We start from the raw sequence: 23,409 nt of genomic DNA on the forward strand, positions 1-23,409 counted from the left end.
ACCATATCCTTTACCAAGCCAAATAAAAAAAACACCCTTTTCAACTACGAGCCATATGAAATGGTTTCGTATTGAAAAAGGGTGTTTTCTATTTATTTTGATTCCACAATCAATGTCACGGGACCGTCATTCGTCAAAGATACATCCATCATTGCGCCAAAGACACCTGTTTCGACATGTAAATTCAAATTACGAAGTTCTTCGTTAAATAAATCCCAAAGCGGCTTCGCGATATCGGGTTTGGCCGCTTCACTGAAGCTCGGTCTTCTGCCTTTTCTAGTATCTCCATAAAGTGTAAATTGGGAAACGGATAAGATAGAGCCACCTGCTTCAAAAATGGATAGATTCATTTTCCCGGTTTCATCTTCAAACAAACGAAGATTCGCCACTTTTTCTGCTACATAGCGAACATCTTCTTCGGTATCTTCATGGGTAATGCCCACGAGCAGAACCAAACCTTTATCGATTTGCCCGGTGACTTCCCCATTAACTGTAACTTTTGCTTCTAAACTTCGCTGTAATACGACTTTCAAAACTAAACCCTCAATTCGTCATTCGTTGTACGGAATGAATATCTGGAATTTGTTTAATTCGTTCAACAATTTTGTGTAAATGTGCAATATTTGTAATCATGATGGTCATATTGATGGTAGCTATCTTATCGCGATCTGCTTTACCACTGACTGCTGAAATATTAGTTTTCGCTTCATTCACCACTTGCATCACTTCGTTCAATAAACCAGGACGATCGAAAGCGGAAATTTCAATATCGACTTGATATTCCTTACGCGTCGCCGTCGTTGGCTGTCCCCACTCAACGTCAATTATACGTTCATTCCCTGTTGCATCCTGCACATTCGGGCAATCGTCTCGATGAACTGAAACCCCGCGGCCTTTTGTAATAAAACCGACGATTTCATCACCCGGAACCGGACTACAGCAACGGGATAAGCGGATAAGCAAGTTGTCGATTCCTTTGACAATAACACCTGATTCGGTTGCTTTTCGAATAGTTGGCGTGTGCATTTCTTTAGTGATTTTCTCTAAAGCTTCTTCCTGATCACGTATCTTACGCATTTTCTCTGCCAGACGGTTTACTACCTGCTGTGCAGTAATGCCGTTAAATCCTACTGCTGCATACATATCTTCTTCGCTCGTGAAATTGAACTTTTCACATACGCGTTTGATATTTTCATTCGTTAATACTTCTTTAATATCAAACTCTTGTGCTTTTATTTCTTTTTCAATCATTTCATGCCCTTTATGGACATTGTCATCACGAACTTGTTTTTTGAAGAACTGCTTTATTTTATTTTTGGCTTGTGAGGATTGGGCGATTTTCAGCCAATCTCGACTAGGTCCAAATGATTGCTTGGAAGTTAATATCTCTACGATATCACCTGTTTGCAGCTTCGTATCAAGTGGCACCATTTTTCCGTTTACTTTTGCACCGATGGTCTTGTTACCGATTTCGGAATGCACGCGAAAAGCAAAATCAATGGGAACCGAACCTGCAGGAAGCTCCATTACATCCCCTTTTGGAGAAAATACATAAACCATATCCGAGAATAAATCGAATTTAAGAGATTCCATAAATTCTTCTGCATTCGAGGACTCATTTTGGTACTCCAAAATTTCCCTGAACCATGTGAGCTTCGAATCAACCGATTTATTAGAAGACTCCACTGTTTTGCCTTCTTTGTATGCCCAATGTGCAGCAACCCCGTATTCAGCGATGCGATGCATCTCTGCTGTCCGGATTTGTACTTCCAAAGGATCTCCTTGAGGACCAACGACCGTTGTATGGAGTGACTGATACAAATTTTGTTTTGGCATGGCAATATAATCTTTGAAACGTCCAGGCATCGGCTTCCAAAGTGTATGGATAATTCCTAGAACTGCGTAACAGTCTTTAATACTTTCGACTGTTATTCGTACGGCAAGCAAATCATAGATTTCGTTAAACTGCTTGTTTTGCAGGACCATTTTTTTATAAATGCTGTAAATATGTTTTGGTCGGCCATATAAATCCGCTTCGATTTCAACGTCTTCAAGCTCACTTTTAATATCGACCATCACATTATTCWAGTAATCTTCACGCTCATTGCGTTTTCGTTTCATCAAATTCACGATGCGGTAGTATTGCTGGGGATTTAAATAGCGCAACGAAATGTCTTCAAGTTCCCATTTGATCGTGGAAATCCCAAGTCGGTGTGCCAGGGGAGCGAAAATTTCCAGCGTTTCACTTGCTTTAAGCCTTTGCTTTTCAACAGGTTGGAATTTCAATGTGCGCATATTGTGCAATCGATCAGCCAATTTAATTAAAATGACACGAATGTCCTGTGCCATCGCCACGAACATTTTGCGGTGATTTTCCGCTTGCTGTTCTTCTTTCGACATGAATTTAATTTTACTTAACTTTGTGACACCTTCCACCAACATCGCCACTTCTTCACTGAATTCGCGAACGATGTCATCTCTATGGATATCCGTATCTTCTACGACATCATGTAAAAAACCTGCAGCTACTGTTGCAGGATCCATTTGAAGTTCTGCCAATATCCCCGCCACTTGAATCGGATGAATAATATAAGGCTCTCCTGATTTTCTGAACTGTTCTCGATGAGCATGCTCCGCCATTTCATACGACTTTTTGACAAATTGCACGTTTTTGTCATTCATGTACGTAGCGACAAGTGCGAACACTTCTTCAGCTGTAAATATTTGGTCTTTCGCCATGTCGAATCACTAGACTCCATTCACTTTCGAATATATGTAAAGACTATTGTATATTAGATAAACACTTCTTGCACCCTAAATGCTACAAGATATTGTCTTTTATTATATGGTCATTCAAAAAATCAACATACTTTTTAATAAAAAAAAGATGAACTTGATTAGTTCATCTTCTTTCAACCTTAATATTGCATCAAAGTGCAAATGTCGTAGCCCTTTAATTTTTCGCGTCCATCGAGGTAAGTTAACTCAATTAGGAATGCACATCCCGCAACCACTCCACCCATTTGTTCAATGAGTGTGATTGTTGCTTCGACCGTTCCACCCGTTGCAAGCAAGTCGTCACAAATCATGACACGTTGACCCGGTTTAATCGCATCTTTATGCATCGTCAGGACGTTCGTTCCATACTCAAGGTCATATTCCGCACGAATTACTTCACGAGGTAATTTCCCTTCTTTACGAACAGGAGCAAACCCTTTACCCATCGCATAAGCGACCGGACAACCGATAATAAATCCACGTGCTTCAGGACCAACTATCATATCTATGTTCTTTTCTTTCGCATATTCGACGATTTGATCAGTTGCATATTTGTAAGCTTCACCATTGTCCATGATTGTTGAAATATCTTTAAAACGGATACCTGGTTTCGGCCAATCTTCCACTATTGTTACATATTGCTTTAAATCCATACTTGCTCCTCCTCAGGAACGGTCTGCTCGGCTAAGCGGGCATCAAACCATTGTCTTAATTCCATATATGGCGCATATAAAAGCTTTTGTTCAAGCTGCATTTTTTTCTCGCGCATTTGATATATCGTCGACTCTGCAAGGTCGCGTTTATTCACTGTTTCCTGCAGGTCAATTCGTCCACTGTTTATTTTAACAAAACCAAGGTCAAAAAACACCTCTGTCATGAAAAATAATGTACTTTCGCTCCATCCTTTATGTTTGGCAAGATCTTTCGCGTGTTGTTGCAAATCGAATGAAGGACGTTTAGCCAAAAATCCATAATACCATTTAAAGTGATCGCGGCTAGGCATTCCTTCAAAATAAGTGGATTCTGGAGCATAAAAATGAGCATAAATCCGTTTCGGTTGTACATGTGTCAAAACAGTTTCCAATACTTCTTCCTGTTCCGGAATATCAAGCAAAACGATATATGGTTTCGCGTCCGGTAAAGATTGTGCTTTGGAAATCAACTTAATATCAGCATTCAATAACGATTGAAAATGATGAACTGTTGATTGATGGAACGCAAGATACAAGGTATTGTCAGGCTGAATCATCTGATGCCATCTATTTACTTGTCGAATCCCACGTATGTCATATAGTTGCCATTCATCCGTTTTCGCATCTTCAATCATGAATTGCGGTTTCTTGCGACCGTTCCACTCATTGATTTGCAAGTCACCAATAAATGACACAGCGACTCCTGGCGTCATTTCATCTGCCAGATGGCCTTTGCTGAAGCCAACAGCATCGAGCGTCAGTGGACCATCAGCGAGCTCCATTTTCACATGATTTTGATTCGCGCCTATTTTTCTCATGGACGAAATATTGACGTTTTCAATACAGTACATCGGCTTTGGAAAATCCATACCGAAGGGTCCCAGTTGTTTCAGTGACTCAATTGTCGACAAATCAATTTCTTCGAGGTTGATGGAAATATCGATCTGTTGAACAGGTAGTAAATCTTCTTCTGTTAATGACTGCTCGGCTTGCTCTAGCAATCTAGTACGCAAATCCGTAACTTTTTCTATTGGCAGGGTCATACCTGCTGCCATTGGATGTCCTCCAAAATGAGGCAAAATATCACGATTTTTAGCAAGTTCATTATATAAGTGGAAACCCTCAATACTTCGTGCGGAACCTTTAGCAATTCCCTTTTCTGAATCGAGACCCAGAACGATTGTTGGGCGGTAATACTTTTCAACCAAGCGGGACGCAACAATTCCAACTACTCCAGGATTCCAGCCTTCTTTCGCCACGACAATCACCAATGGATTTTTTCCAATTTCACCTGATTCCACCACCGCGATGGCTTCTTCGGTCATTTGGCTGACTATGCCCTGTCGTTCTTTATTATGCGTGTCCAATACTTTCGCAAGGGATGCCGCTTCCACAGAATCTGTTGTCAAAAACATATCGACACCTGGACCTGCATCCGCCAATCGACCTAATGCATTTATGCGTGGACCGAACATAAAGCCAATCGTCTCTTCGTTGATTTGATTTTGTTCAGTGCCTGCAATCTGACACAGTGCCTTGATTGCCGGTCTTTTTGACATCCGCAATTGTTTGATGCCTGCTTGTACAAAGTATCGATTTTCATCGTGCAAAGAAACCAGGTCGGCTATTGTCCCGATTGCAACAAGTTCCAACAGTTCTTTCGGCACTTCACCGAGTAAAGCATGTGCCACTTTAAAGGCTACACCGACACCCGCTAATTCTCCGAAAGGATAACTTCCCAGAGGATGTCTTGGATGAATAATGGCATCAGCAGGTGGTAGAATCTCACCTGCTTCATGGTGATCGGTTACAATAACGTCCATACCTAATTCCTTGGCTAATTGAATTTCATTGATGCCTGAGATTCCGTTATCCACCGTAATGATGAGACTCACACCATCTTCAAATGCTTCTTTAAATAATCGTTCACTCGGACCATAGCCATCAACAAATCGATTTGGAATGGCAAACATTACATTGGCATTCAGTTGTTGGAGCACAGTCATCATGACAGAAGTACTCGTCACACCATCTGCATCGTAATCGCCGTATACCAAAATCATTTCCTCATCAGCAATTGCTTTTTTAATACGCTCCACTGCTTTATCCATATCGTGCAATAAAAACGGATCATGCATGGATGATTCGTCCATATGTAAAAACGCTTTCGTTTTGTTGACATCAGAAAATCCGCGAGACGCTAGAAGTTTCGCAGATACAGTCGGTAAATTCAATGCTTCTTTTAAATGTTGAACGATTTGGTCATTTGGTCTTTCCATACGCCATCTCTTTTTTGATTCAATCATCTTTAGTCACTTCCTCATTAATACCATTATAACGTATCTCGTCAGCTCTGTAATTCTTCAAATATCTTATGTTTAAATATGAGTTCCAACTAAACCTCTAACTAGTTGGAAACAACAAAAAAAGCACCCATAATGAGCGCTTCATTCAACTTAACTAGTGGAACGGACATCTGCTTTTGTATCATTTTTAATATCGCCTTCGCTAATCGGTGGGTGTACTTTAGTTCCGCTATTGGTATCTTCATTAGCCAAATGTGCATTCTGGTAACGAACAGGTACATTTTTGTTTAAAGCCGAGATTTCATTTTGCTGTGCCGCAATCAGTGATTCTTTTACTGTATTATCTTTCTCCAGCTGCTTCACACGACGCTGAAATACGAATGAACGGAAAATGGCGACTGATCCACTCACTAGTGCTCCTAATAAGGCTGACACTAAAATAACTAAAATGAGTGGCCATTGGGCGGTGCCGAAGACGTAATTGACCGGTACCGTATCCACATTGACGACTGCAAAAATGGCAACAACCACTGCAAAAATAAGTGCAAATAATAAAGACCATTGAAATTTCATCCAGTTCCCTCCTCAGTATTCAAAATATTGGTTGTTCCATAATACACAAAAAAAAGGAACAGAGCATAGTTATCTATACCCTGTTCCTCATTATTTATAAACTTTACGTGCTTGTTATACGACAGGCTCGTCAGAACCCCATTTTTTCTTGTTCTCATCTTCTTCAACATCAATTGTTCCACGTTTTTTCAATTCGCGTTTTTTGAACACGAACCAAAGCTGTGCAGCGATGAAGATTGAAGAATACGTACCGGAAATTAAACCGATTAATAAAGCCAATGAGAAATTACGAATGGATTCTGCACCGAATAGCAATAATGCGACTACAACCATGACAACCGTTAAAACCGTGTTAACGGATCGTCCAAGTGTCTGGCGAAGTGACTTGTTAACAATCGTTGCAAGTTCTTCTTCTGTCTCGATTTTCTTCGAGCGTTTCATGTTTTCACGAATACGGTCAAATGTAACGATTGTATCATTAATCGAGTAACCTACAATCGTTAAGATTGCCGCAATAAAGGTAACATCCACTTCCAAGCGGAAAATACTGAATACCGCTACCATGAAGAATGCATCGTATAAAAGAGTTAATATTGCTGATATCCCCATTTTCCATTCAAATCGGAATGCTGTGTAAATGATAATCCCAATAGAAGCGAAAATTAAGGCTTTAACTGCATTTTTTGCAAGTTCTTTTCCGACAGTCGGAGATACCGTGCTGATGTTTGGTTCAGCACCATATTCATCACTGATTGTCGCTTTCAATTTATTGATTTCTTTCTGGGAGAAATCTTCATTATATCGAATAACGCCAATTTCTTTTTTATCACCTGAAATGACAATATCTTCAGAAGGATGATCAATCGACTCCAAATAAGTGATTAATTCCTCTTTTGTCAAAGAATCTTCAGATAGGATTTCAACTCGTGTACCACTTGAGAAATCAATACCTAAGTTCAAGCGGAAAATCCCAAGTAATATCATCCCAATTGCAAGGAAAGCAAGGGACGCCGTAAAGAATTTTTTACGTGATTTAACAAAATCAAATCGATCAAATTTTGTTGGCAAATCCAAAGCACTATAATTTTCATCAGCATGATGAATCGTTGATTTTTTGACCCCAAATAACCAAGGCTTGCCATCGAAGAATCCACTATTTACAAGTAAGCCTAATAGTATTCGTGATCCCCATACAGCGGTAATGAAACTAACTAAAATACTGATGATCAATGTAATCGCAAAGCCTTTAACAGAACTTGTCCCAAAATAGAACAATACGGCAGAGGCTAATAAAGAAGTGATATGGGAGTCAAAAATAGCAGAAAACGAATCTTTTGCACCGTTTTTAAATGCTGCATTAATAGACCTACCAATACGTATTTCTTCTTTTATTCGTTCAGCTGTGATGATGTTTGCATCTACTGCTATACCGATTCCCAGAATAATCGCTGCGATACCTGGCAAGGTTAAAACTCCATTGATCAGTTCAAAGACCAATAAATTTAAATAAACAAACACTGCTAATGTTATTACTGCAACCAAACCTGGAAGACGGTAATAAAGAAGCATAAATAAAGCAACTAATATAGTCCCTACTACTCCAGCAAAAATCGTAGATGTCAGGGCTTTTTCACCGAACTGGGCTCCAACTGAAGTTGAATATTTTTCTACCAATTTAACCGGCAATGCACCTGCATTTAATACGCCTGCTAAACTTTTTGTCTCTTCAACTGTAAATGAACCACTGATTTGAACATTATTTGAATTGATTCGTTCACTCACAGTAGGACTTGAAACAAATTTAGGTTTTTCTTTCGACATTTCTTTAGCGAAAGAATCCTTTCCTTCTTCAAAGTCCAACCAGATTACCAATAAGTTTTGACCAACTGGTTTTTGACTGATTTCTTGAGTCACTTCTGCAAATTTAGCAGGATCTTTTAGTTCCAGTGTGACCATCGGACGATTTTTATCATCAAATGTCGCTTTTGCTCCACCTTCTTTTAAATCAGAACCATCCAGCATTAAATTATCTTCAACATCACGGAAAGTTAAATTCGCTTGCGTTGATAACAATTCTCGAGCGGATTCTTGATCTTCAACCCCCGCAAGTTGCACACGAATACGATCTTCGCCTTCAACTTGAATGACCGGCTCACTGACTCCTAAGACATTTATACGGTTTAACAGAGCTTCCGCAGTATCAGCAAGCACTTCTTCAGTGATTTTCTGGTCTTTCTCGTTCTCCAATGGTTTAACTTGATAGAGAACTTCAAAACCACCCTGTAAATCTAATCCTAGTTTAATATTGCTGACAACCGATTGAGCGGTTGTACTGATGGAAGCCGCAAATACTACGATGAGTAATAAAAATGCGATTATTCGGCCTCTGGTTTTCATATGTAAACTTCCTCCTCAACTTGTCAAATGGCGATCTAAAATCACCACTCTCGAAAAAAAGCGCAACATGATTATTATGAAACACGTTACGCCACGTGTCAAATGTCCTTAAGATTCTGACGATTTAGCTATAACAATGCTCGACTTTGATGCTTTAACATTCGGTTTCAATAGTTCCTGAAGATCTCCTTGATTGAGTTCCGAGAACCAATTTGAAGTTCTGAAGTCTTCAATTTGAGTGTGTGTCATGTACTGTGCGGGCGAAGTTTCCAATATATCATTTACCAATTCAGATACTCGCATTTCTTGAATGTCACGTTTTCGCCATTTTTTATTAATACAATAATTCCAGACATCCACTTCCGTGACAGAGTTGTAATTATACACCCGAAATTCGGCAACTTTACTTTCCAATGCGGGTCGCACAAGTTCAAATAATTCTTCATACTTAACACTCATTGAAACACTTCCCTCTTCTTCGGTTTTAAGCATCGTTATTTTCGCATACGAATATTGTATACGAATTTCTTTGACTTGAGAAGGAAGTGGCATAATTGTCGACATTTTTACGTGGAACGATGGTATTAATGGGCGCTGTTTTTTTATCGAAATTGTTTGGCTTTGTTTTTCGCATTCAGTTTGTGCGAATCGCAGGTGAGGAAGCAGTTGGTATATATTCAGCAGCTTACCCAGCGTTTATTTTTTTCTTATCGTTAATCCAGCTCGGTTTGCCAATCGCTGTTGCCAAAATTACCGCTGAGTTGTATGCAGGGAAAAAACATGCCGAGATACAGGCACTCATGCGCAAAGTGTGGAAATTAACTTGGGTTTCCATCATTCTATTCGGACCACTCTTATACTTTACGGTTCCATTTGTCGCAACGAACTTGATGGAAAATGAAGCTATGAGCCAAACACTTATTATCGGCTTATTGACGATTCCGATCGCCGCTTTTTCAGGTGTACTCAAAGGTTATTTCCAAGGACTCGCCAAAGTAGAGGAAACTGCCTGGTCGTCGTTGATTGAGCAATTCTTCCGCATTGGACTTGTCACGTGGCTATTGCCATATGTGGTCAATCAATCAAGTCCGGCATCAACTGCGGCGGCAGCAATGACAATGGCTCTGATTGCGGAACTCGTTTCGTTCCTATACTTGTGGTGGAAATACAAGCGAGTAAAAACAATAAAAGAAAATAAAATTAATTATCCCTCTTCACCTATTTTACAGATAGCATTGCCTTCTGCAGGCAGTCGATTGTTCGGATCTTTCACATGGTTTTTGGAACCGATTGTTTTTATTAAGGCACTTTCAGTCGCAGGAGTCGGGGCGGTGGCCGCAACCAATTTATACGGTATGATCTCGGCAGTCTTTATCCCGTTGCTGTTATTCCCTGCGTTTATTCCATACGCCTTGTCCATTGTGTTGGTCCCTGCTGTCAGTGACGCGAGAGCACGCTCCAACCGGTCGATGCTTCAGGAGCGTGTATCACTAGCCATGCGGGTGTCAGCCATTACCGGATGTTTTGCTGCAACTATTTTTTATTTGCACGGTGAACACATCGTCCGCGTGCTCTTCCATGTAACAGAAGGAAAAGGGTACATGGCTCTACTTGCACCTGTATTCTTTTTCTATTACATCCAGAGTCCGCTCCATGCCATCCTACAAGCGATGCATGAAGCAAAAGCTGCTATGATGAATTCAATTTACGGTGGACTAGGAAAATTATTTGTCATGTTTGTATTGGCTTCCCAACCTGGTGTGGAAGAAAAAGGTGCGATTTTAGCCATCGGTTTCGGTGTTTGTTTAACGTCATTCTTACATATGGCAACACTCAGACAAAAAAAAGAAGCCGGCATTGGCTTCACGTTTTTCGCACTTCCCTACCTGCTGTTTATCATTGTCACGATTCTTCGTCCAGTCATCTGGCCTTTAGGTGAAATGCCTTGGTTGGCTGATAGCATGGTGACGGCAGCATTGATATTCCTCGGATTGCTTGTATTTGGTCAGCTTCAGATCTCAGATGTCCGTCTCCTTCGTAAACTTATAAAGAAGACTTAAATCGCTCTCTCATTTGCACATATAATTTTTCCCGTTCATAACTACAATAGAATACGGTTCTGGGATCATGAATATGGATTTTTTGTAATTCATCGAGCAACCATTCTTTATCCTGCTGGATCAGGTCGAGATGGTTTTCCTGTATATCTCCATCGACGATAAGTGGCAACACTGGATGATCACCATCATTTTTGAAGACAGATAAGTTTCCAGAGGGCTCCAAAAATGCATAAGACACATCTTGAATCGAGCCAATCTGCTGTTCACGAAGCTGCTGGAATAAGTCATCCAAGTTGTAGCGGTGTTTGCGCATTTCTGATTCAATGATTTCGCCGTTACGTATAATGACCGAAGGATCTCCATCAATCAAATCACGGATTTTCTTGCTTTTCAATGACCAATAAGATGCTCCGATTTGAATCAAAAGTAAAAGAATCATGGGCAGAATGGATTCAAACAAACTGCGTCGCGGGTTATCGATTGCAAATGAAGCAACATCTGCAATCATGACGAAAATGACTAAGTCCATCAAGCTTAATTCGYCGACTTCCCGCTTACCCATGATTCTGAAAATAAACAATATTAGCATGTAGAGAAAAATGGTTCTCCATGCTACAACGAATAAATCACTCATACGCATCCCCTTTTTCTATTGAGTATGAGAGAAAAAACGAAGCAATATACAAAAAAACCTGTTTTCCTTTAAAGGAGAACAGGTTTTGATTTTTTACATTTTATAGTGCTGGAGAAGCGTCCAAGATGCGAGCGATAGCCGCACGTTCGAACTGAAGACGAGTGCCGTCTGCTACTGTAACAAATACAGTTGCATCATCCACTGCATCTACCAACGCGTGAAGGCCACCCACTGTTACGATACGATCCCCACGTTTTAAACTAGATTGCATAGAAGCTGTTGTTTTTTGACGTTTTTGTGCTGGACGGATGATGAAAAACCACATCACTACGAACATCAAAATTATAGGCGCTAAGGCCATTAATTGATCCATTATATTATTTCCCCCTTTCTCTATATAAGCGCATGTCCAAAAAGAAGCATTGAAATACAAACTTTTTAAACAACCTTTACATTAAGTATACAAGAATCAGAAATTTTTTGCATTCGGTTTGTTGTATCCGTACTGTTCGAAGAACTCCTCGCGGAAATCTCCAAGACGATCTTCACGAATTGCCTGACGAACTTGTTTCATCAAATTCATCAAGAAATGCAAGTTGTGATAGGAAGTCAAACGAATCCCAAACGTTTCTTCCGCTTTGATTAAATGGCGGATATAAGCACGAGAGTAGTTTTTACATACGTAACAATCACAGTTTTCATCGATTGGTCCGAAATCACGGGCATATTTAGCCCCTTTGGCAACTAAACGGCCGTTACTTGTCATCAATGTACCATTACGAGCAATACGCGTTGGCAACACACAGTCAAACATATCAACACCGCGAATGGCTCCGTCGATTAGAGAATCCGGTGAACCGACGCCCATTAAGTACCTTGGTTTATCAGAAGGCATGAATGGTGTCGTGAATTCAAGCACACGATTCATGATGTCTTTCGGCTCCCCTACAGACAATCCACCAATTGCGTAGCCCGGGAAATCCATTGAAACAAGGTCAGCGGCACTTTGACGGCGAAGATCTTCATATTCCCCACCTTGGATAATCCCGAATAATCCTTGGTCTTCAGGACGCGCGTGTGCGTTCAGACAACGTTCAGCCCATCGAGAAGTTCGTTCTACACTTGATTTCATATATTCACGTGTCGCAGGGAATGGTGGGCACTCATCGAATGCCATCATAATATCGGAGCCTAATGCGTTTTGTATTTCCATCGCTTTTTCAGGACTTAAGAAGAGCTTATCACCGTTCATATGATTACGGAAATGAACGCCTTCTTCTTCAATTTTACGGAACTCGCTTAAACTGAAGACTTGGAAACCACCGGAATCCGTTAAAATCGCACGGTCCCAGTTCATGAATTTATGCAGTCCGCCTGCTTCTTTAATAATTTCGTGGCCTGGACGTAACCATAAATGGTACGTATTACTCAAAATGATGCCGGCTTCCATCGTTTTCAATTCTTCAGGAGACATTGTTTTAACTGTCGCTTGTGTACCGACTGGCATAAATGTCGGTGTTTCAAATGAGCCGTGAGGTGTATGAACAATACCTAAACGCGCTCCTGTTTGTTTACATGTTTTAATTAGTTCGTATCGAATCGCTGTCATGCACGAACTCCTTTCTGATTTGCGGACGGGCGAATAAACATCGCGTCGCCAAAACTGAAAAATCTGTATTGATGGTTTACTGCCTGCTTATAAGCATTCAGAATTTTATCTCGTGATGTCAATGCACTGACCAACATCACAAGCGTAGATTTCGGTAAATGGAAATTTGTAATCAAGCCGTCAATGCACTTAAATTCATAGCCTGGGAAAATGAAAATCGATGTCCATCCGTTATCTTCCTGCAATTGGCCATTAAATTTATTGGCTACCGTTTCAAGCGTACGTGTAGAAGTAGTACCGACAGAAATGATGCGACCGCCTGACGTTTTCACACGGTTAATTGTATCTGCTGTTTCTTGTGACAATCGATAAAATTCCGAGTGCATTTCATGGTCGTCTATCGAATCGACACTGACAGGTCTGAACGTTCCAAGACCAACATGAAGTGTGATGAACACTACTTCCACGCCTTTTGCACGAATTTCATTTAATAAGTCGTCCGTAAAATGAAGTCCGGCTGTGGGAGCAGCTGCTGAACCTCTTTCTTTTGCGAAAACTGTTTGATAACGGTCTTTATCATCAAGTTTTTCGCGGATGTATGGCGGCAACGGCATATCTCCGAGCTGATCGAGAATTTCATAAAAAATGCCGTCGTAAGTAAATTTAAACAGACGTCCACCGTGGTTGGCTTCTCCGACACATTCTGCACGCAACAAACCTTCACCAAATGACACGACCGTGCCAATTTTAACACGTTTTGCAGGCTTAACAAGTGACTCCCACACATCTTCTTCCGTCTGTTTCAACAGTAGAAGTTCAATGTTAGCACCGGTCTCTTCTTTTACACCCATCAGTCGTGCAGGAAGAACGCGTGTATCATTTAGGACTAGGCAATCTCCAGCCTGAAATTCATCTACGATATGTTTGAATGTATGATGGGTAACTTCCCCACTGTCTTTATCTAAAACTAAAAGCTTGCTCGATGTTCGGTCGGCAAGCGGCGTCTGTGCAATTAATTCTTCTGGTAAATAAAAATCAAAATCTTCTACTTGCATGATTATACTTCCTTTAATCTTTATTCCTCAAAATATGGGAGGTTAAAATGGTCATACGCGAGTTTCGTTACCACACGCCCTCGAGGGGTACGTTGTAAGAAGCCGATTTGCAAAAGGTACGGTTCATAGACATCTTCTATAGTTGTCGATTCTTCACCGATACTTGCAGCGATGGTGTCGAGACCAACAGGGCCACCACGAAAACGTTCAATCATGCCCAAAATCAATTTGTGGTCAATATGGTCAAGACCAAGTGCATCTACTTGCAAGAGTTCGAGTGCCTCCTGAGCAGTTTCAATCGAAATCGTACCATTTCCTCTGACTTGGGCAAAATCGCGTACACGCTTCAATAAACGGTTTGCAATACGAGGAGTACCTCGTGAGCGGCTGGCGATTTCACCTGCAGATGGATGGTCGATTTCCGCATCAAACAATGTTGCGCTACGGGATACAATTTCAGTCAACGCCTGGTTGTCATAGTAATCAAGTCTCAGCAGAACGCCGAATCGATCTCGCAGGGGAGCCGATAAAGCACCGGCTCTTGTCGTTGCACCGATTAAAGTAAACGGTGGCAAATCAAGTCTGACAGACCTCGCTGATGGTCCTTTTCCTACGACGATATCCAGACAGAAGTCCTCCATCGCGGGATATAACACTTCTTCAATTGAGCGATTCAGACGATGGATTTCATCGATAAACAACACGTCACCCGGTTCAAGCGAGCTAACAATTGCCGCAAGATCTCCTGGTCTTTCAATCGCAGGACCACTCGTCATACGGATATTGACGTTCATTTCGTTTGCAATAACGGCAGCTAAAGTTGTTTTTCCTAGCCCTGGAGGTCCATACAGAAGTACATGATCCAAGCTCTCTTCACGCATTTTTGCTGCTTTTACAAAAATGTCTAAATTATTCTTTACTTTATCTTGTCCAATGTACTGAGACAAATACTGCGGACGCAACGATTGTTCAAAACGTTCATCGAATTCTGAGACGCCGCTTGAAATCACACGTTCTTGCATGACGTTGACCTCCTTTCATTAACTGAGTTTCAACAACAACTGTAATGCTTTTTTCATATAGCCTTCCGTATCAAGTACTTCGGGCAATGCCTCTAATTGTGGACGCACTTTTGTTAATTCACGTTCTGAGTAACCAAGTGCCGCAAGGGCTAAGAATGCTTCTTCTATTTCGTGTTTGCCTGACGTCTCCGGGAATAATTGAAGTTCATCTTCTCCGCTTGGCATTTCGAAGTCGATTGATAAATCGCCAAGCTTTCCTTTTAAATCAAGAATCATTTGACGTGCCGTTTTTTTTCCGACACCCGGGAATTTCACTAAAAATGACTCGTCTTCCCGTTCAATCGCTTGCACAACCTGAGAGGGTTGTCCACTAGCCAAAATAGCCAAGGCCCCTTTTGGACCGATGCCTGATACTTGAATCAGCTTACGGAACAACTCGCGTTGATCAAGCGATACAAAACCAAAAAGCAATTGGGCATCTTCTCGGACATGCAAGTGGGTGAAAATTTGTTGGAGTTCTGATGATACTCGGAATGCGTAAGGATTTGGCGTGTAAATCTGCCAACCTATTGATTGCTGTTCCAGTGTCATATATTCCGGTGTAATACGTGTAACCAAGCCTTTTATGTAATCGTACATTTAAAGTCTCTCCTCACATTCAACGTACTGATTATAGCATATAAAACGGATGTTCGCAGGAAGAAACCGAGGAATAAACGCCGATACGAACAACATGTATTCTAGCAAGTTGCAATTTATCTACGACTGAAAATGTTTCAATTAGAACATTGTTGGGAAAAGATGTTCAATATCTTAAAATACTAAACTTGGAGGCATTACTTATGGGAAAAAATAATAATACCTTTACGCATCAGAATAATCAACAAAACCATCAAAACGAACAAGGTGAAGTGAATGAACTGAACCGCAAAGCATTGCAATATAACCAGGAGCACAGCAATCATGAAGAAAATAAAAAAGTAGAAGACGTGCAACAACAAAGTGAAAAAGAAAAAGAATAATTGTCATTAACAAACAACACCCGTGATGTCAGTCATCACGGGTGTTGTTCTGTTTATGCAGTTGTCTTACGTCAAGCGGCTACAGTCTTCCCATAGCTGCGGCATTCTTTTTAACGCATGGTTGGTGAATTTCTTTAGCTTTGGTAAAAATCCCAACAATTGTTGATCTGACAAAGTAGTCGCATACAACCACTCACGCATCAATTCATTTGGAAATAATAAATAGTTCCAATCTACATTGATGAGAGATGGATGTTCTTCTATAAGTGCATGTAAATCATAATCAAAATGCGGCAGGACACGGTGAGCCCATAAAATAAGCTCCACCTCTGCAGGTCCTATGCAGGCCAAGTCAAAGTCAATGATATACATACGGTTCTTATTATCACGCACAAAATTATGATGAACGACATCTCCGTGCAGTAGAGTTACGTTATCACGTTTGATTGGCTTGAGCTGTGCTAAAGAATCGTTGGCGAGTTTCGTAATTCTCTGGGTTTTGGAAGAACCGAGTTTTTGAATAAGAAAGGGCTCAACTTGTTGCCATTTTTCCAAACGATGGGCCCATTTCCGATTCAAATCAATCTCGTGAAAGAGACCCGACTTTTGCCACTCAACCTGCTTTCGCGTTGCGTGCAGTTTATGGAGCACTTCAAGAGATTTTTTCCGATCTTCTAATTGATTGAACTGAACTTTCCGCCCACTTTCAATCCACGGTTGCTGGATGACGAATGCATCTGGATATGGCTCAATTGGAACCATGAAGTCCGCACCCGCTTTAGTTAATTGTTCATGTATATAACGAATCTTATTTGCATCTGATTCATATTCATATTTTTTTAATGAATACGCATGGGGTCCAATTTGCCATTTCCACACATTTGGCTTTAATTGAACGTAATGCCCTCGTTCCACTTTTTAATAGTAGTGAGCGGGATTCGGATAACCCCTATGCCCTTGTGGAGCGGGCCACATATGACAAGGCATGCATGCCATGAATGGAGACATATGCTGAGGCATCATTTGGTTAGGCATCATTTGTTGTGGCATCATATATTGAGGCATCATTTGTTGTGGCATCATATAATTGCTTTCCATTTCTTCACCCATGGTTTGAGTTGGATATGGAGTTGGGTATGGATTTTGCCCATATCCCGGTTGTTGTCCGTAATGCTGTCTTCCACAACCACAAGGTTTCGGTGCTCCACATCCGCATGGCGGTGGTGGCGGTGCCCCACAACCACAAGGCGGCTGAGGATGGTACTGAGGTGGCAATGTCGGCATTTGCAGTGATGATTCCATTTCAAGTGAACTGGAATCAAGTAATTGCCATCCTTGTGACGACTTAGGCGGAGCTTTCTGTACCGGTTTTGCTGCAGGCATTGGCATCGGTTTTGCTGCAGGCATCGGCATCGGTTTTGGTGCAGGTGCAGGTGCAGGAGCTGCATGCTGTGGTAAATTTACTTGCAAATGTACGTCCATGTCAGGGACTGGAATCCATCCATAAGGAATGCCCATATRTTGAGGCATCATTTGTGTCATTGCTATGTTTTGATTAATTGGTTGTGGCATTGGCTGTGGCATCGGTTGTGGCATTGGCTGTGGCATCGGTTGTGGCATTGGCTGCGGCATTAGTTGTGGCATCGGTTTTGGCATTGGTTGTGGCATCGGTTGTGGCATCGGTTTCATCGTCGGTTTATGGATTGGCGGTGCAGGTTGAGGAATCGGCTTGGGAGCTGGCTCCATTGTGTATTCCTCCTTCATTTTTTTCACTGGTCTTTCGTTAGTGAACGGGTGTTCAGCCATTCCTTGCGTTTTTGCCGTCTTTTGCGGCACGAAGATCTTCATGCCAGGGACGATATAATCGGGATTTGCCAAATGGGCATTCAAACGTTTCACTTCATCAAAAGAAACACCATATTGCTTAGCAATTTTCCACAGTGTGTCTCCTTTTTGCACAACATGTACGTGCAAAATAATTCCCCCTTTCATCTATGTATCCTATGAATCGCATTTTGATTTGGTCACATAATTGCTGTACATGATAAACTATGAGTACACGTGCTATAGATATGCATGAAAAGGACGGGATCAACTTGAAGAAATTATTAGGAGAAGAAAGACGTCATCAATTACTCAACTTGCTAAAAGAAGCTTCCGAGCCAATTAAAGGCACAGAATTGGCTAATCAAGCTGGCGTTAGCCGCCAAGTAATCGTTGGGGACATGACTTTATTAAAAGCTCGCAACGAACCGATTTTGGCCACGAGCCAAGGTTATGTATATATGAAGCAATTAAGTGTAAGCCATGCGTTCGAACGCCAAATCGCATGTGTGCATACTCCTGCCGATGCGCGGGACGAATTGTACACCTTGGTAGATGCAGGGGTCACAGTAAAAAATGTAACGGTCGAACATCCTGTTTATGGTGAACTGACCGCATCCATCATGGTGGCGAACCGCCATGAAGTCGATTTGTTTTTGACACGCGTGGAAGAAACGGGTGCTAGTTACTTATCTGAATTGACGGATGGAATTCATTTGCATTTGATTGCCGCCTCTTCAGGCGAATTCCTTAAAGCAGCAGTTGAGGGTATGCGTAAAAAAGGATATTTGGCGGATGAGGAATAAGAGAAGGACGTCGTTGCGCTATAAGCAATGACGTCCTTTTTATAAAAATGGGGAATGCTGCTCCCATTTTCGAAAAGTTGCTCCAAAGTGAGTACATTTTCGGTCAATGGTTCTCAAAAACAAAAAAGGAATGACTGCGCAATCCGCGGTCATTCCTTTTTGTAAGTAAAATATGTACCGAGAGATTTCACTTCGCACCCTAAAGCGCGTAGTTCTTCTTTCGCTCCTTGCATCATGACAGCTTGTTCATCTTCTAGTACATCCATGATAAAGAAATAATGACCTAGCCCTGTTTTTAATGGACGCGACTCAATTTTGCTTAAATTCAGCTGACGCCATGCGAATACCGACAATACTTGATGCAAAGCACCCGATCGGTCGTCTACAGGCAACTTTATCATAAGGGTCGTTTTGGGTGAGTTGTCATGACCCGTTTTATCAAGACGGATGTTCTTCTTCTGAAGAACAAAAAACCGTGTATGATTGAAATGAAAATCATGGATATTTGGTTCCACAATGGTCAGTCCATATTTCTTAGCGGCAAAATCATTGCCGATTGCTGCAATCGTCCGGTCTGGATTCTCTGCTACATATTTCGCTGCGGCTGCAGTTGATGTAGTCTGTTCCAGAGGTACTCCGCGAAATCGATAATACAAATATTTATGACACTGGGCCAGTGCATGTGGATGTGAATAGACCATTTCGATATCTTGCCAATTCTCCACTTGCTCAGGATGTACCATAAAATGTTGCTCAATCGGTGAYAAAATTTCTGCCGAAACATGCAGTTCCACATCGTGAAACAAATAATCAATTGTTAACGGCACAGAACCTTCCAGTGCATTTTCCAGTGGTACCACGGCAAATTCAACTTCCCCGTTCGCCACCGCTTCAATGCATTCTGGAATTGTTGCATACGGCATCAACCATTCCCCGGCAAAGACCGTTCCTGCTGCTAAATGTGTAAAAGATGCTTCCGGTCCTAAATAAGCAACACGTGATTCCCAATCTTTAGTTAACATGTAAGACACTCCTTAAGATGCGCCGGAACTAATGACTTCCGCTGACTCGACAAAATCCAGCCGTTTCAATTGTTGAATTAAATCATCCAATTGCACATTCATGGCAGTGACATCAAGTGACAGTGTCACATTGGCACGACCTTGAATGGGAATCGTCTGATGGATTGTTAACACGTTACACAGTGCTTCAGCCACTGTATTCAATAATGTCGCAAGCGTTCCTTTGCGATCTTCCAGTTGTAAAAACACCGTTAAAATACGTTCCCGAACAATCGAATGGAATGGAAAGACAGCATCCCGATATTTATAATAAGCGCTGCGTGACAGGTCCACTTTTTTCACCGCGTCCCAAATCGACGCGACTTCTCCACTTTGCAATAACTGCTTGGCATCAAGCGTTTTTTGCATCGCTTCCGTCAGCACATCTTCACGCACTAAATAAAACCGTTGTTCAGATACGTCTTTCATAAGTCCATCCTCACTTTCTATTCGATGAATTCAAATTCGAATTCAAGGAGTCTTACTGTATCGCCATTTTCCGCACCACGTTCACGCAATGCTTCATCAACACCCATACCACGAAGTTGACGTGCGAAACGACGAATCGCGTCTTCGCGAGAGAAGTCGGTCATCTTGAATAAGCGTTCGATTGATGAACCACTTAATACATAAGCTCCATCGTCGTCACGTGAAATTTCGAAGCCATCACGTTCAGATTGGTGTTTGTAAAGAACCGTTTTATCTGATTCTTCTTCAGCCATTTCGTGAATTAAGAATTCTTCAGTTACTTCAAGTAAATCTGCAACTGCGAATAAAAGTTCATTCAACCCTTTACGTGAAAGTGCCGAAATCGGGAAAATCTTCACATCTTCCGGTAATTTCTTACGGAATTCAGCCAAGTTTTCTTCTGCATCAGGCATGTCCATTTTGTTCGCTACAATCAATTGAGGACGTTCCGTCAAACGCAAGTTGTATTGACGAAGCTCTTCATTAATCGTCACATAATCATCATAAGGATCGCGACCTTCAATACCAGACATATCAATTACGTGAACGATTACGCGTGTACGTTCGATATGACGAAGGAATTGATGTCCAAGACCTACACCTTGGCTTGCGCCTTCGATAAGACCTGGCAAATCGGCCATCGCAAAGCTACGACCATCAGTTGTTTCAACCATTCCAAGGTTAGGAACGATTGTTGTAAAATGATACGCTGCAATTTTTGGTTTCGCTGCTGATACGACAGACAGCAATGTAGATTTCCCAACGCTTGGGAATCCAACCAAACCTACATCAGCCAATACTTTAAGCTCTAAAACCACTTCAATTTCTTGTCCTGGTTCGCCTTTTTCAGACAGCTCAGGTGCTGGATTTTGAGGTGTTGCAAAACGGCAGTTCCCGCGCCCTCCACGGCCACCTTTTGCAATAACCGCTCTTTGACCATGCTCAACTAAATCAGCCAGTACCGGTCCGCCTTCTTCAGCCATTACGACTGTACCAGGTGGAACTTTAACGATTAAATCTTCCGCTCCTCGTCCGTGCATTCCTTTACTTTGTCCGTGATCGCCACGGTCTGCTTTGAAATGACGTTTATAACGGAAATCCATTAACGTACGTAATCCTTCTTCAACTTCAAAGATTACGTTCCCTCCGCGGCCACCATCTCCACCAGCAGGACCACCATTTGGTACATACTTTTCACGACGAAACGCGACCATACCATCTCCGCCATCTCCGCCTTTAATGAATATCTTTACGTGATCGACAAACATTGACTATCCCTCCTTGCTTTCTTCTATATGAAAACGCCAATTCTTGGTCGTTTTGCATTCATGGGTCAGTGAAACTTGCGATTCTTTTGAAAGTTCTTGTTGAATGGGTTCCCATTCTCCGTTCGCATCAAACGTCAGTTTAAATGTCGTCGGGTTACACACTATATGAATGTGCAATAGTTGTTCTGTATAAGGATTTAATTGTTCGTGTAACAGTTTTGTTGTTTGTTCAAGTACATCTTGGACTTGATCATCCATCAATAAGTTGCAATCTGATTCAATGTTATTGGAAATGCTTACTTGAAATCCAGGGAAACGCCAATTGGCAGTCTGAAGCCACTCTGTAGTGCGTGGTAAATCCATTTTCGAAAGTTCATAAAACGCTTTAGCTTCTGTAGAGTAGTGATCTATTGCCGCCTTTGCGTCTTCCAGTCGTGCAAGATCAATATTCATTTTGATTAGTTGCAACTGATTCAAAAAATCATGGCGTGCAAATCGCAGTGCCTCATTTATTGAAAACGTTTTTTCGGTCATACATCACACTCTCCATTATGCTAGTCTCAATTCCTAAGTATACCAAGAAACAAAGCGATTTTGTTGCAAAAAAGAAAAGCGCAAAGCACAAGTCTAACTTGACGCTGACGCTGAAAGGAAGGTTTCCTTTGCGACGAGTAACATCAGGAGTAACTGATTCGAACGCTTACTTTCGCATGAGGGACCATCCCGTAGGTGCAGGTATGTGCTTGGAGCTAGACATAGAGTTCCTCTAATCTAGAGTTATCTATGCAAATGTAAACACTTTTTGATAAAAAGAAAAAGGACTGCAGTTATGCAGTCCTTTGGCTGTTTGAATTAAGCTTCTTGAGCTACAGGATATACACTAACTTTTTTCTTGTCGCGGCCATAACGCTCAAAGCGTACAACTCCGTCAACTTTCGCAAAAAGTGTGTCATCTCCACCACGGCCTACGTTTTCACCTGGATAAATTTTAGTACCGCGTTGACGGTATAAAATTGAACCACCTGAAACCATTTGACCATCAGCACGTTTAGCGCCAAGGCGTTTTGATTGTGAGTCACGTCCGTTACGAGTCGAACCTACTCCTTTTTTCGATGCGAAAAACTGAAGATCTAATCTTAACATCATTTGTTTCACCCCCTACTTTTTGAAGGTTATTTTTATATATTGTCCATAATCTTGTTCAATCGTTTGTAAAGAAACAATCATCGCTTGTACAATTAATTGCACTTGATCATTCACAGTTGAAACTAGATCTTGCGGAAACGAGACTTTGAGAAATCCACCGTCTTGCCCTTGCTTCACGTCTGGAAGGACTTTCGTAAGTTCAGCGATTGCATTGACTGCTCCAAAAGAAACAGCGGTTGCAGCTGCACAAACTAAATCTTTTCCATGCTCGGCAAATTCTGCATGGCCTTTCATTTCAAAAGAATGAATGTGATTGGATTGATCTTTTTCAATCGTTACAGTTATCATCGTTCACACATCTTATAGGTTGATTGAATCAATCACAAGTTTTGTGTAAGGTTGACGATGACCTTGTTTTTTACKGTAGTTCTTTTTCGCTTTGTATTTGAAAACTGTGATTTTTTTACCGCGGCCGTTTTTCACGACTGTAGCTTTAACTGTTGCTCCTTCAACGAAAGGAACTCCAACTTTCACGTTGTCTCCACCTACGAATAATACTTTGTCAAATGTGAAAACGTCTTCAGCATCAACACCTAATTTTTCGATGTAGATTTCTTGACCTTTTTCAACTTTGATTTGCTTACCACCAGTTTCGATAATTGCGTACATTTTACTGCACCTCCTCTTA

At 41.4% G+C, this 23,409-nt stretch carries 25 protein-coding genes and 1 other annotated feature (1 of these 26 only partly in view); of the genes, 3 read left to right on the forward strand and 22 right to left on the reverse strand.

Features of this window, described 5'->3' with window-relative positions:
* Positions 1-92: 92 nt before the first annotated feature.
* The 7 genes from dtd to AC1DSB_RS01830 all read right to left on the reverse strand — a co-directional run bounded on the left by dtd (position 93) and on the right by AC1DSB_RS01830 (position 9,205).
* On the reverse strand, positions 93-533 hold the full coding sequence (gene dtd / locus AC1DSB_RS01800; protein ID WP_477532397.1) for a D-aminoacyl-tRNA deacylase: 441 nt from the start codon (positions 531-533) through the stop codon (positions 93-95).
* Between the two features lie 10 nt (positions 534-543).
* Entirely contained in the window at positions 544-2,739 is a 2,196-nt protein-coding gene (locus tag AC1DSB_RS01805; RefSeq protein ID WP_477585605.1) for a RelA/SpoT family protein, read from the reverse strand.
* 179 nt (positions 2,740-2,918) lie between these two features.
* Positions 2,919-3,431: an adenine phosphoribosyltransferase gene (locus AC1DSB_RS01810; protein ID WP_016426819.1), complete on the reverse strand. Its 513-nt coding sequence runs from the start codon at positions 3,429-3,431 to the stop codon at positions 2,919-2,921.
* Complete coding sequence (gene recJ, locus AC1DSB_RS01815; RefSeq protein WP_477532395.1) at positions 3,422-5,776, reverse strand: single-stranded-DNA-specific exonuclease RecJ; 2,355 nt, start codon at positions 5,774-5,776, stop codon at positions 3,422-3,424. The genes AC1DSB_RS01810 and recJ overlap by 10 nt, the downstream gene beginning before the upstream one ends.
* A gap of 150 nt (positions 5,777-5,926) precedes the next feature.
* Positions 5,927-6,349, reverse strand: a complete 423-nt coding sequence (locus AC1DSB_RS01820) for a LapA family protein (RefSeq protein ID WP_477532394.1) — start codon at positions 6,347-6,349, stop codon at positions 5,927-5,929.
* A gap of 114 nt (positions 6,350-6,463) precedes the next feature.
* Positions 6,464-8,746 (reverse strand): protein translocase subunit SecDF, encoded by a 2,283-nt coding sequence (secDF, locus tag AC1DSB_RS01825; RefSeq protein ID WP_477532393.1) that lies wholly within the window; start codon positions 8,744-8,746, stop codon positions 6,464-6,466.
* A gap of 108 nt (positions 8,747-8,854) precedes the next feature.
* Positions 8,855-9,205 (reverse strand): post-transcriptional regulator, encoded by a 351-nt coding sequence (locus AC1DSB_RS01830; RefSeq protein WP_477532392.1) that lies wholly within the window; start codon positions 9,203-9,205, stop codon positions 8,855-8,857.
* Between the two features lie 95 nt (positions 9,206-9,300).
* Between AC1DSB_RS01830 and AC1DSB_RS01835 the strand changes: the two genes are divergently transcribed.
* Complete coding sequence (locus AC1DSB_RS01835) at positions 9,301-10,806, forward strand: putative polysaccharide biosynthesis protein (RefSeq protein ID WP_477532391.1); 1,506 nt, start codon at positions 9,301-9,303, stop codon at positions 10,804-10,806.
* Here AC1DSB_RS01835 and AC1DSB_RS01840 read toward each other — a convergent pair.
* From AC1DSB_RS01840 to ruvA, 6 genes are all read right to left on the reverse strand, one after another.
* A complete protein-coding gene (locus tag AC1DSB_RS01840; protein ID WP_477585607.1) occupies positions 10,790-11,440 on the reverse strand; it encodes a DUF421 domain-containing protein in 651 nt (216 codons plus the stop codon). The genes AC1DSB_RS01835 and AC1DSB_RS01840 overlap by 17 nt on opposite strands.
* Before the next feature lie 100 nt (positions 11,441-11,540).
* Positions 11,541-11,813: a preprotein translocase subunit YajC gene (gene yajC / locus AC1DSB_RS01845; RefSeq protein ID WP_016426812.1), complete on the reverse strand. Its 273-nt coding sequence runs from the start codon at positions 11,811-11,813 to the stop codon at positions 11,541-11,543.
* A gap of 96 nt (positions 11,814-11,909) precedes the next feature.
* Positions 11,910-13,049 (reverse strand): tRNA guanosine(34) transglycosylase Tgt, encoded by a 1,140-nt coding sequence (tgt, locus tag AC1DSB_RS01850; protein ID WP_016426811.1) that lies wholly within the window; start codon positions 13,047-13,049, stop codon positions 11,910-11,912.
* Complete coding sequence (queA, locus tag AC1DSB_RS01855; protein ID WP_016426810.1) at positions 13,046-14,104, reverse strand: tRNA preQ1(34) S-adenosylmethionine ribosyltransferase-isomerase QueA; 1,059 nt, start codon at positions 14,102-14,104, stop codon at positions 13,046-13,048. Before queA ends, tgt begins: the two co-directional genes overlap by 4 nt.
* Before the next feature lie 20 nt (positions 14,105-14,124).
* Positions 14,125-15,126: a Holliday junction branch migration DNA helicase RuvB gene (gene ruvB, locus AC1DSB_RS01860; protein WP_016426809.1), complete on the reverse strand. Its 1,002-nt coding sequence runs from the start codon at positions 15,124-15,126 to the stop codon at positions 14,125-14,127.
* 18 nt (positions 15,127-15,144) lie between these two features.
* Positions 15,145-15,765 (reverse strand): Holliday junction branch migration protein RuvA, encoded by a 621-nt coding sequence (ruvA, locus tag AC1DSB_RS01865; RefSeq protein WP_477531855.1) that lies wholly within the window; start codon positions 15,763-15,765, stop codon positions 15,145-15,147.
* A 203-nt stretch (positions 15,766-15,968) separates the two neighbouring features.
* On the opposite strand from ruvA, the gene AC1DSB_RS01870 reads away from it, so the two are divergent.
* Positions 15,969-16,148, forward strand: coding sequence for a hypothetical protein (locus tag AC1DSB_RS01870; RefSeq protein ID WP_477531856.1), 180 nt, complete (start codon positions 15,969-15,971; stop codon positions 16,146-16,148).
* Positions 16,149-16,214: 66 nt separating this feature from the next.
* On the opposite strand, the gene AC1DSB_RS01875 is transcribed toward AC1DSB_RS01870, so the two are convergent.
* The gene (locus AC1DSB_RS01875) at positions 16,215-17,063 is read right to left on the reverse strand and encodes a phosphotransferase (RefSeq protein WP_477585609.1); all 849 of its coding nucleotides are present in this window, start codon (positions 17,061-17,063) and stop codon (positions 16,215-16,217) included.
* Positions 17,064-17,066: 3 nt separating this feature from the next.
* Positions 17,067-18,122 carry a LysM peptidoglycan-binding domain-containing protein gene (locus tag AC1DSB_RS01880; RefSeq protein ID WP_477585611.1) on the reverse strand — a complete coding sequence of 352 codons (1,056 nt, stop codon included), beginning with the start codon at positions 18,120-18,122 and terminating at the stop codon, positions 17,067-17,069.
* Positions 18,123-18,244: 122 nt separating this feature from the next.
* Here AC1DSB_RS01880 and AC1DSB_RS01885 point away from each other — a divergent pair, with 122 nt between their 5' ends.
* A complete protein-coding gene (locus tag AC1DSB_RS01885; protein WP_477531858.1) occupies positions 18,245-18,778 on the forward strand; it encodes a 3H domain-containing protein in 534 nt (177 codons plus the stop codon).
* A gap of 149 nt (positions 18,779-18,927) precedes the next feature.
* Here AC1DSB_RS01885 and pheA read toward each other — a convergent pair whose 3' ends face one another.
* From pheA to rplU, 7 genes are all read right to left on the reverse strand, one after another.
* Complete coding sequence (gene pheA, locus AC1DSB_RS01890) at positions 18,928-19,800, reverse strand: prephenate dehydratase (protein ID WP_477531859.1); 873 nt, start codon at positions 19,798-19,800, stop codon at positions 18,928-18,930.
* 12 nt (positions 19,801-19,812) lie between these two features.
* Positions 19,813-20,268: an ACT domain-containing protein gene (locus AC1DSB_RS01895; RefSeq protein WP_477531860.1), complete on the reverse strand. Its 456-nt coding sequence runs from the start codon at positions 20,266-20,268 to the stop codon at positions 19,813-19,815.
* 17 nt (positions 20,269-20,285) lie between these two features.
* Positions 20,286-21,575 carry a GTPase ObgE gene (obgE, locus tag AC1DSB_RS01900; RefSeq protein WP_016426801.1) on the reverse strand — a complete coding sequence of 430 codons (1,290 nt, stop codon included), beginning with the start codon at positions 21,573-21,575 and terminating at the stop codon, positions 20,286-20,288.
* A 3-nt stretch (positions 21,576-21,578) separates the two neighbouring features.
* Positions 21,579-22,109, reverse strand: a complete 531-nt coding sequence (locus tag AC1DSB_RS01905; protein ID WP_477531861.1) for a Spo0B domain-containing protein — start codon at positions 22,107-22,109, stop codon at positions 21,579-21,581.
* Positions 22,110-22,427: 318 nt separating this feature from the next.
* Complete coding sequence (gene rpmA / locus AC1DSB_RS01910) at positions 22,428-22,718, reverse strand: 50S ribosomal protein L27 (RefSeq protein WP_036659634.1); 291 nt, start codon at positions 22,716-22,718, stop codon at positions 22,428-22,430.
* Between the two features lie 15 nt (positions 22,719-22,733).
* Positions 22,734-23,069 (reverse strand): ribosomal-processing cysteine protease Prp, encoded by a 336-nt coding sequence (locus AC1DSB_RS01915; RefSeq protein ID WP_016426798.1) that lies wholly within the window; start codon positions 23,067-23,069, stop codon positions 22,734-22,736.
* Between the two features lie 12 nt (positions 23,070-23,081).
* Positions 23,082-23,390, reverse strand: coding sequence for a 50S ribosomal protein L21 (gene rplU, locus AC1DSB_RS01920; RefSeq protein ID WP_477585613.1), 309 nt, complete (start codon positions 23,388-23,390; stop codon positions 23,082-23,084).
* A gap of 14 nt (positions 23,391-23,404) precedes the next feature.
* Positions 23,405-23,409, reverse strand: a sequence feature (ribosomal protein L21 leader region); it runs 72 nt beyond the window's last position.

The sequence above is a fragment of the Paenisporosarcina sp. P4_E4_2 genome, from assembly GCF_056401595.1.

What these genes read in the sequence shown, in the direction of transcription:
- AC1DSB_RS01810 (WP_016426819.1), bottom strand. Translation starts at nt 3,431, where the DNA reads ATGGATTTAAAGCAATATGTAACAATAGTGGAAGATTGGCCGAAACCA.
- recJ (WP_477532395.1), bottom strand. Translation starts at nt 5,776, where the DNA reads ATGATTGAATCAAAAAAGAGATGGCGTATGGAAAGACCAAATGACCAA.
- AC1DSB_RS01820 (WP_477532394.1), bottom strand. Translation starts at nt 6,349, where the DNA reads ATGAAATTTCAATGGTCTTTATTATTTGCACTTATTTTTGCAGTGGTT.
- secDF (WP_477532393.1), bottom strand. Translation starts at nt 8,746, where the DNA reads ATGAAAACCAGAGGCCGAATAATCGCATTTTTATTACTCATCGTAGTA.
- AC1DSB_RS01830 (WP_477532392.1), bottom strand. Translation starts at nt 9,205, where the DNA reads ATGAGTGTTAAGTATGAAGAATTATTTGAACTTGTGCGACCCGCATTG.
- yajC (WP_016426812.1), bottom strand. Translation starts at nt 11,813, where the DNA reads ATGGATCAATTAATGGCCTTAGCGCCTATAATTTTGATGTTCGTAGTG.
- tgt (WP_016426811.1), bottom strand. Translation starts at nt 13,049, where the DNA reads ATGACAGCGATTCGATACGAACTAATTAAAACATGTAAACAAACAGGA.
- queA (WP_016426810.1), bottom strand. Translation starts at nt 14,104, where the DNA reads ATGCAAGTAGAAGATTTTGATTTTTATTTACCAGAAGAATTAATTGCA.
- ruvB (WP_016426809.1), bottom strand. Translation starts at nt 15,126, where the DNA reads ATGCAAGAACGTGTGATTTCAAGCGGCGTCTCAGAATTCGATGAACGT.
- ruvA (WP_477531855.1), bottom strand. Translation starts at nt 15,765, where the DNA reads ATGTACGATTACATAAAAGGCTTGGTTACACGTATTACACCGGAATAT.
- AC1DSB_RS01870 (WP_477531856.1), top strand. Translation starts at nt 15,969, where the DNA reads ATGGGAAAAAATAATAATACCTTTACGCATCAGAATAATCAACAAAAC.
- AC1DSB_RS01895 (WP_477531860.1), bottom strand. Translation starts at nt 20,268, where the DNA reads ATGAAAGACGTATCTGAACAACGGTTTTATTTAGTGCGTGAAGATGTG.
- obgE (WP_016426801.1), bottom strand. Translation starts at nt 21,575, where the DNA reads ATGTTTGTCGATCACGTAAAGATATTCATTAAAGGCGGAGATGGCGGA.
- AC1DSB_RS01905 (WP_477531861.1), bottom strand. Translation starts at nt 22,109, where the DNA reads ATGACCGAAAAAACGTTTTCAATAAATGAGGCACTGCGATTTGCACGC.
- rpmA (WP_036659634.1), bottom strand. Translation starts at nt 22,718, where the DNA reads ATGTTAAGATTAGATCTTCAGTTTTTCGCATCGAAAAAAGGAGTAGGT.
- AC1DSB_RS01915 (WP_016426798.1), bottom strand. Translation starts at nt 23,069, where the DNA reads ATGATAACTGTAACGATTGAAAAAGATCAATCCAATCACATTCATTCT.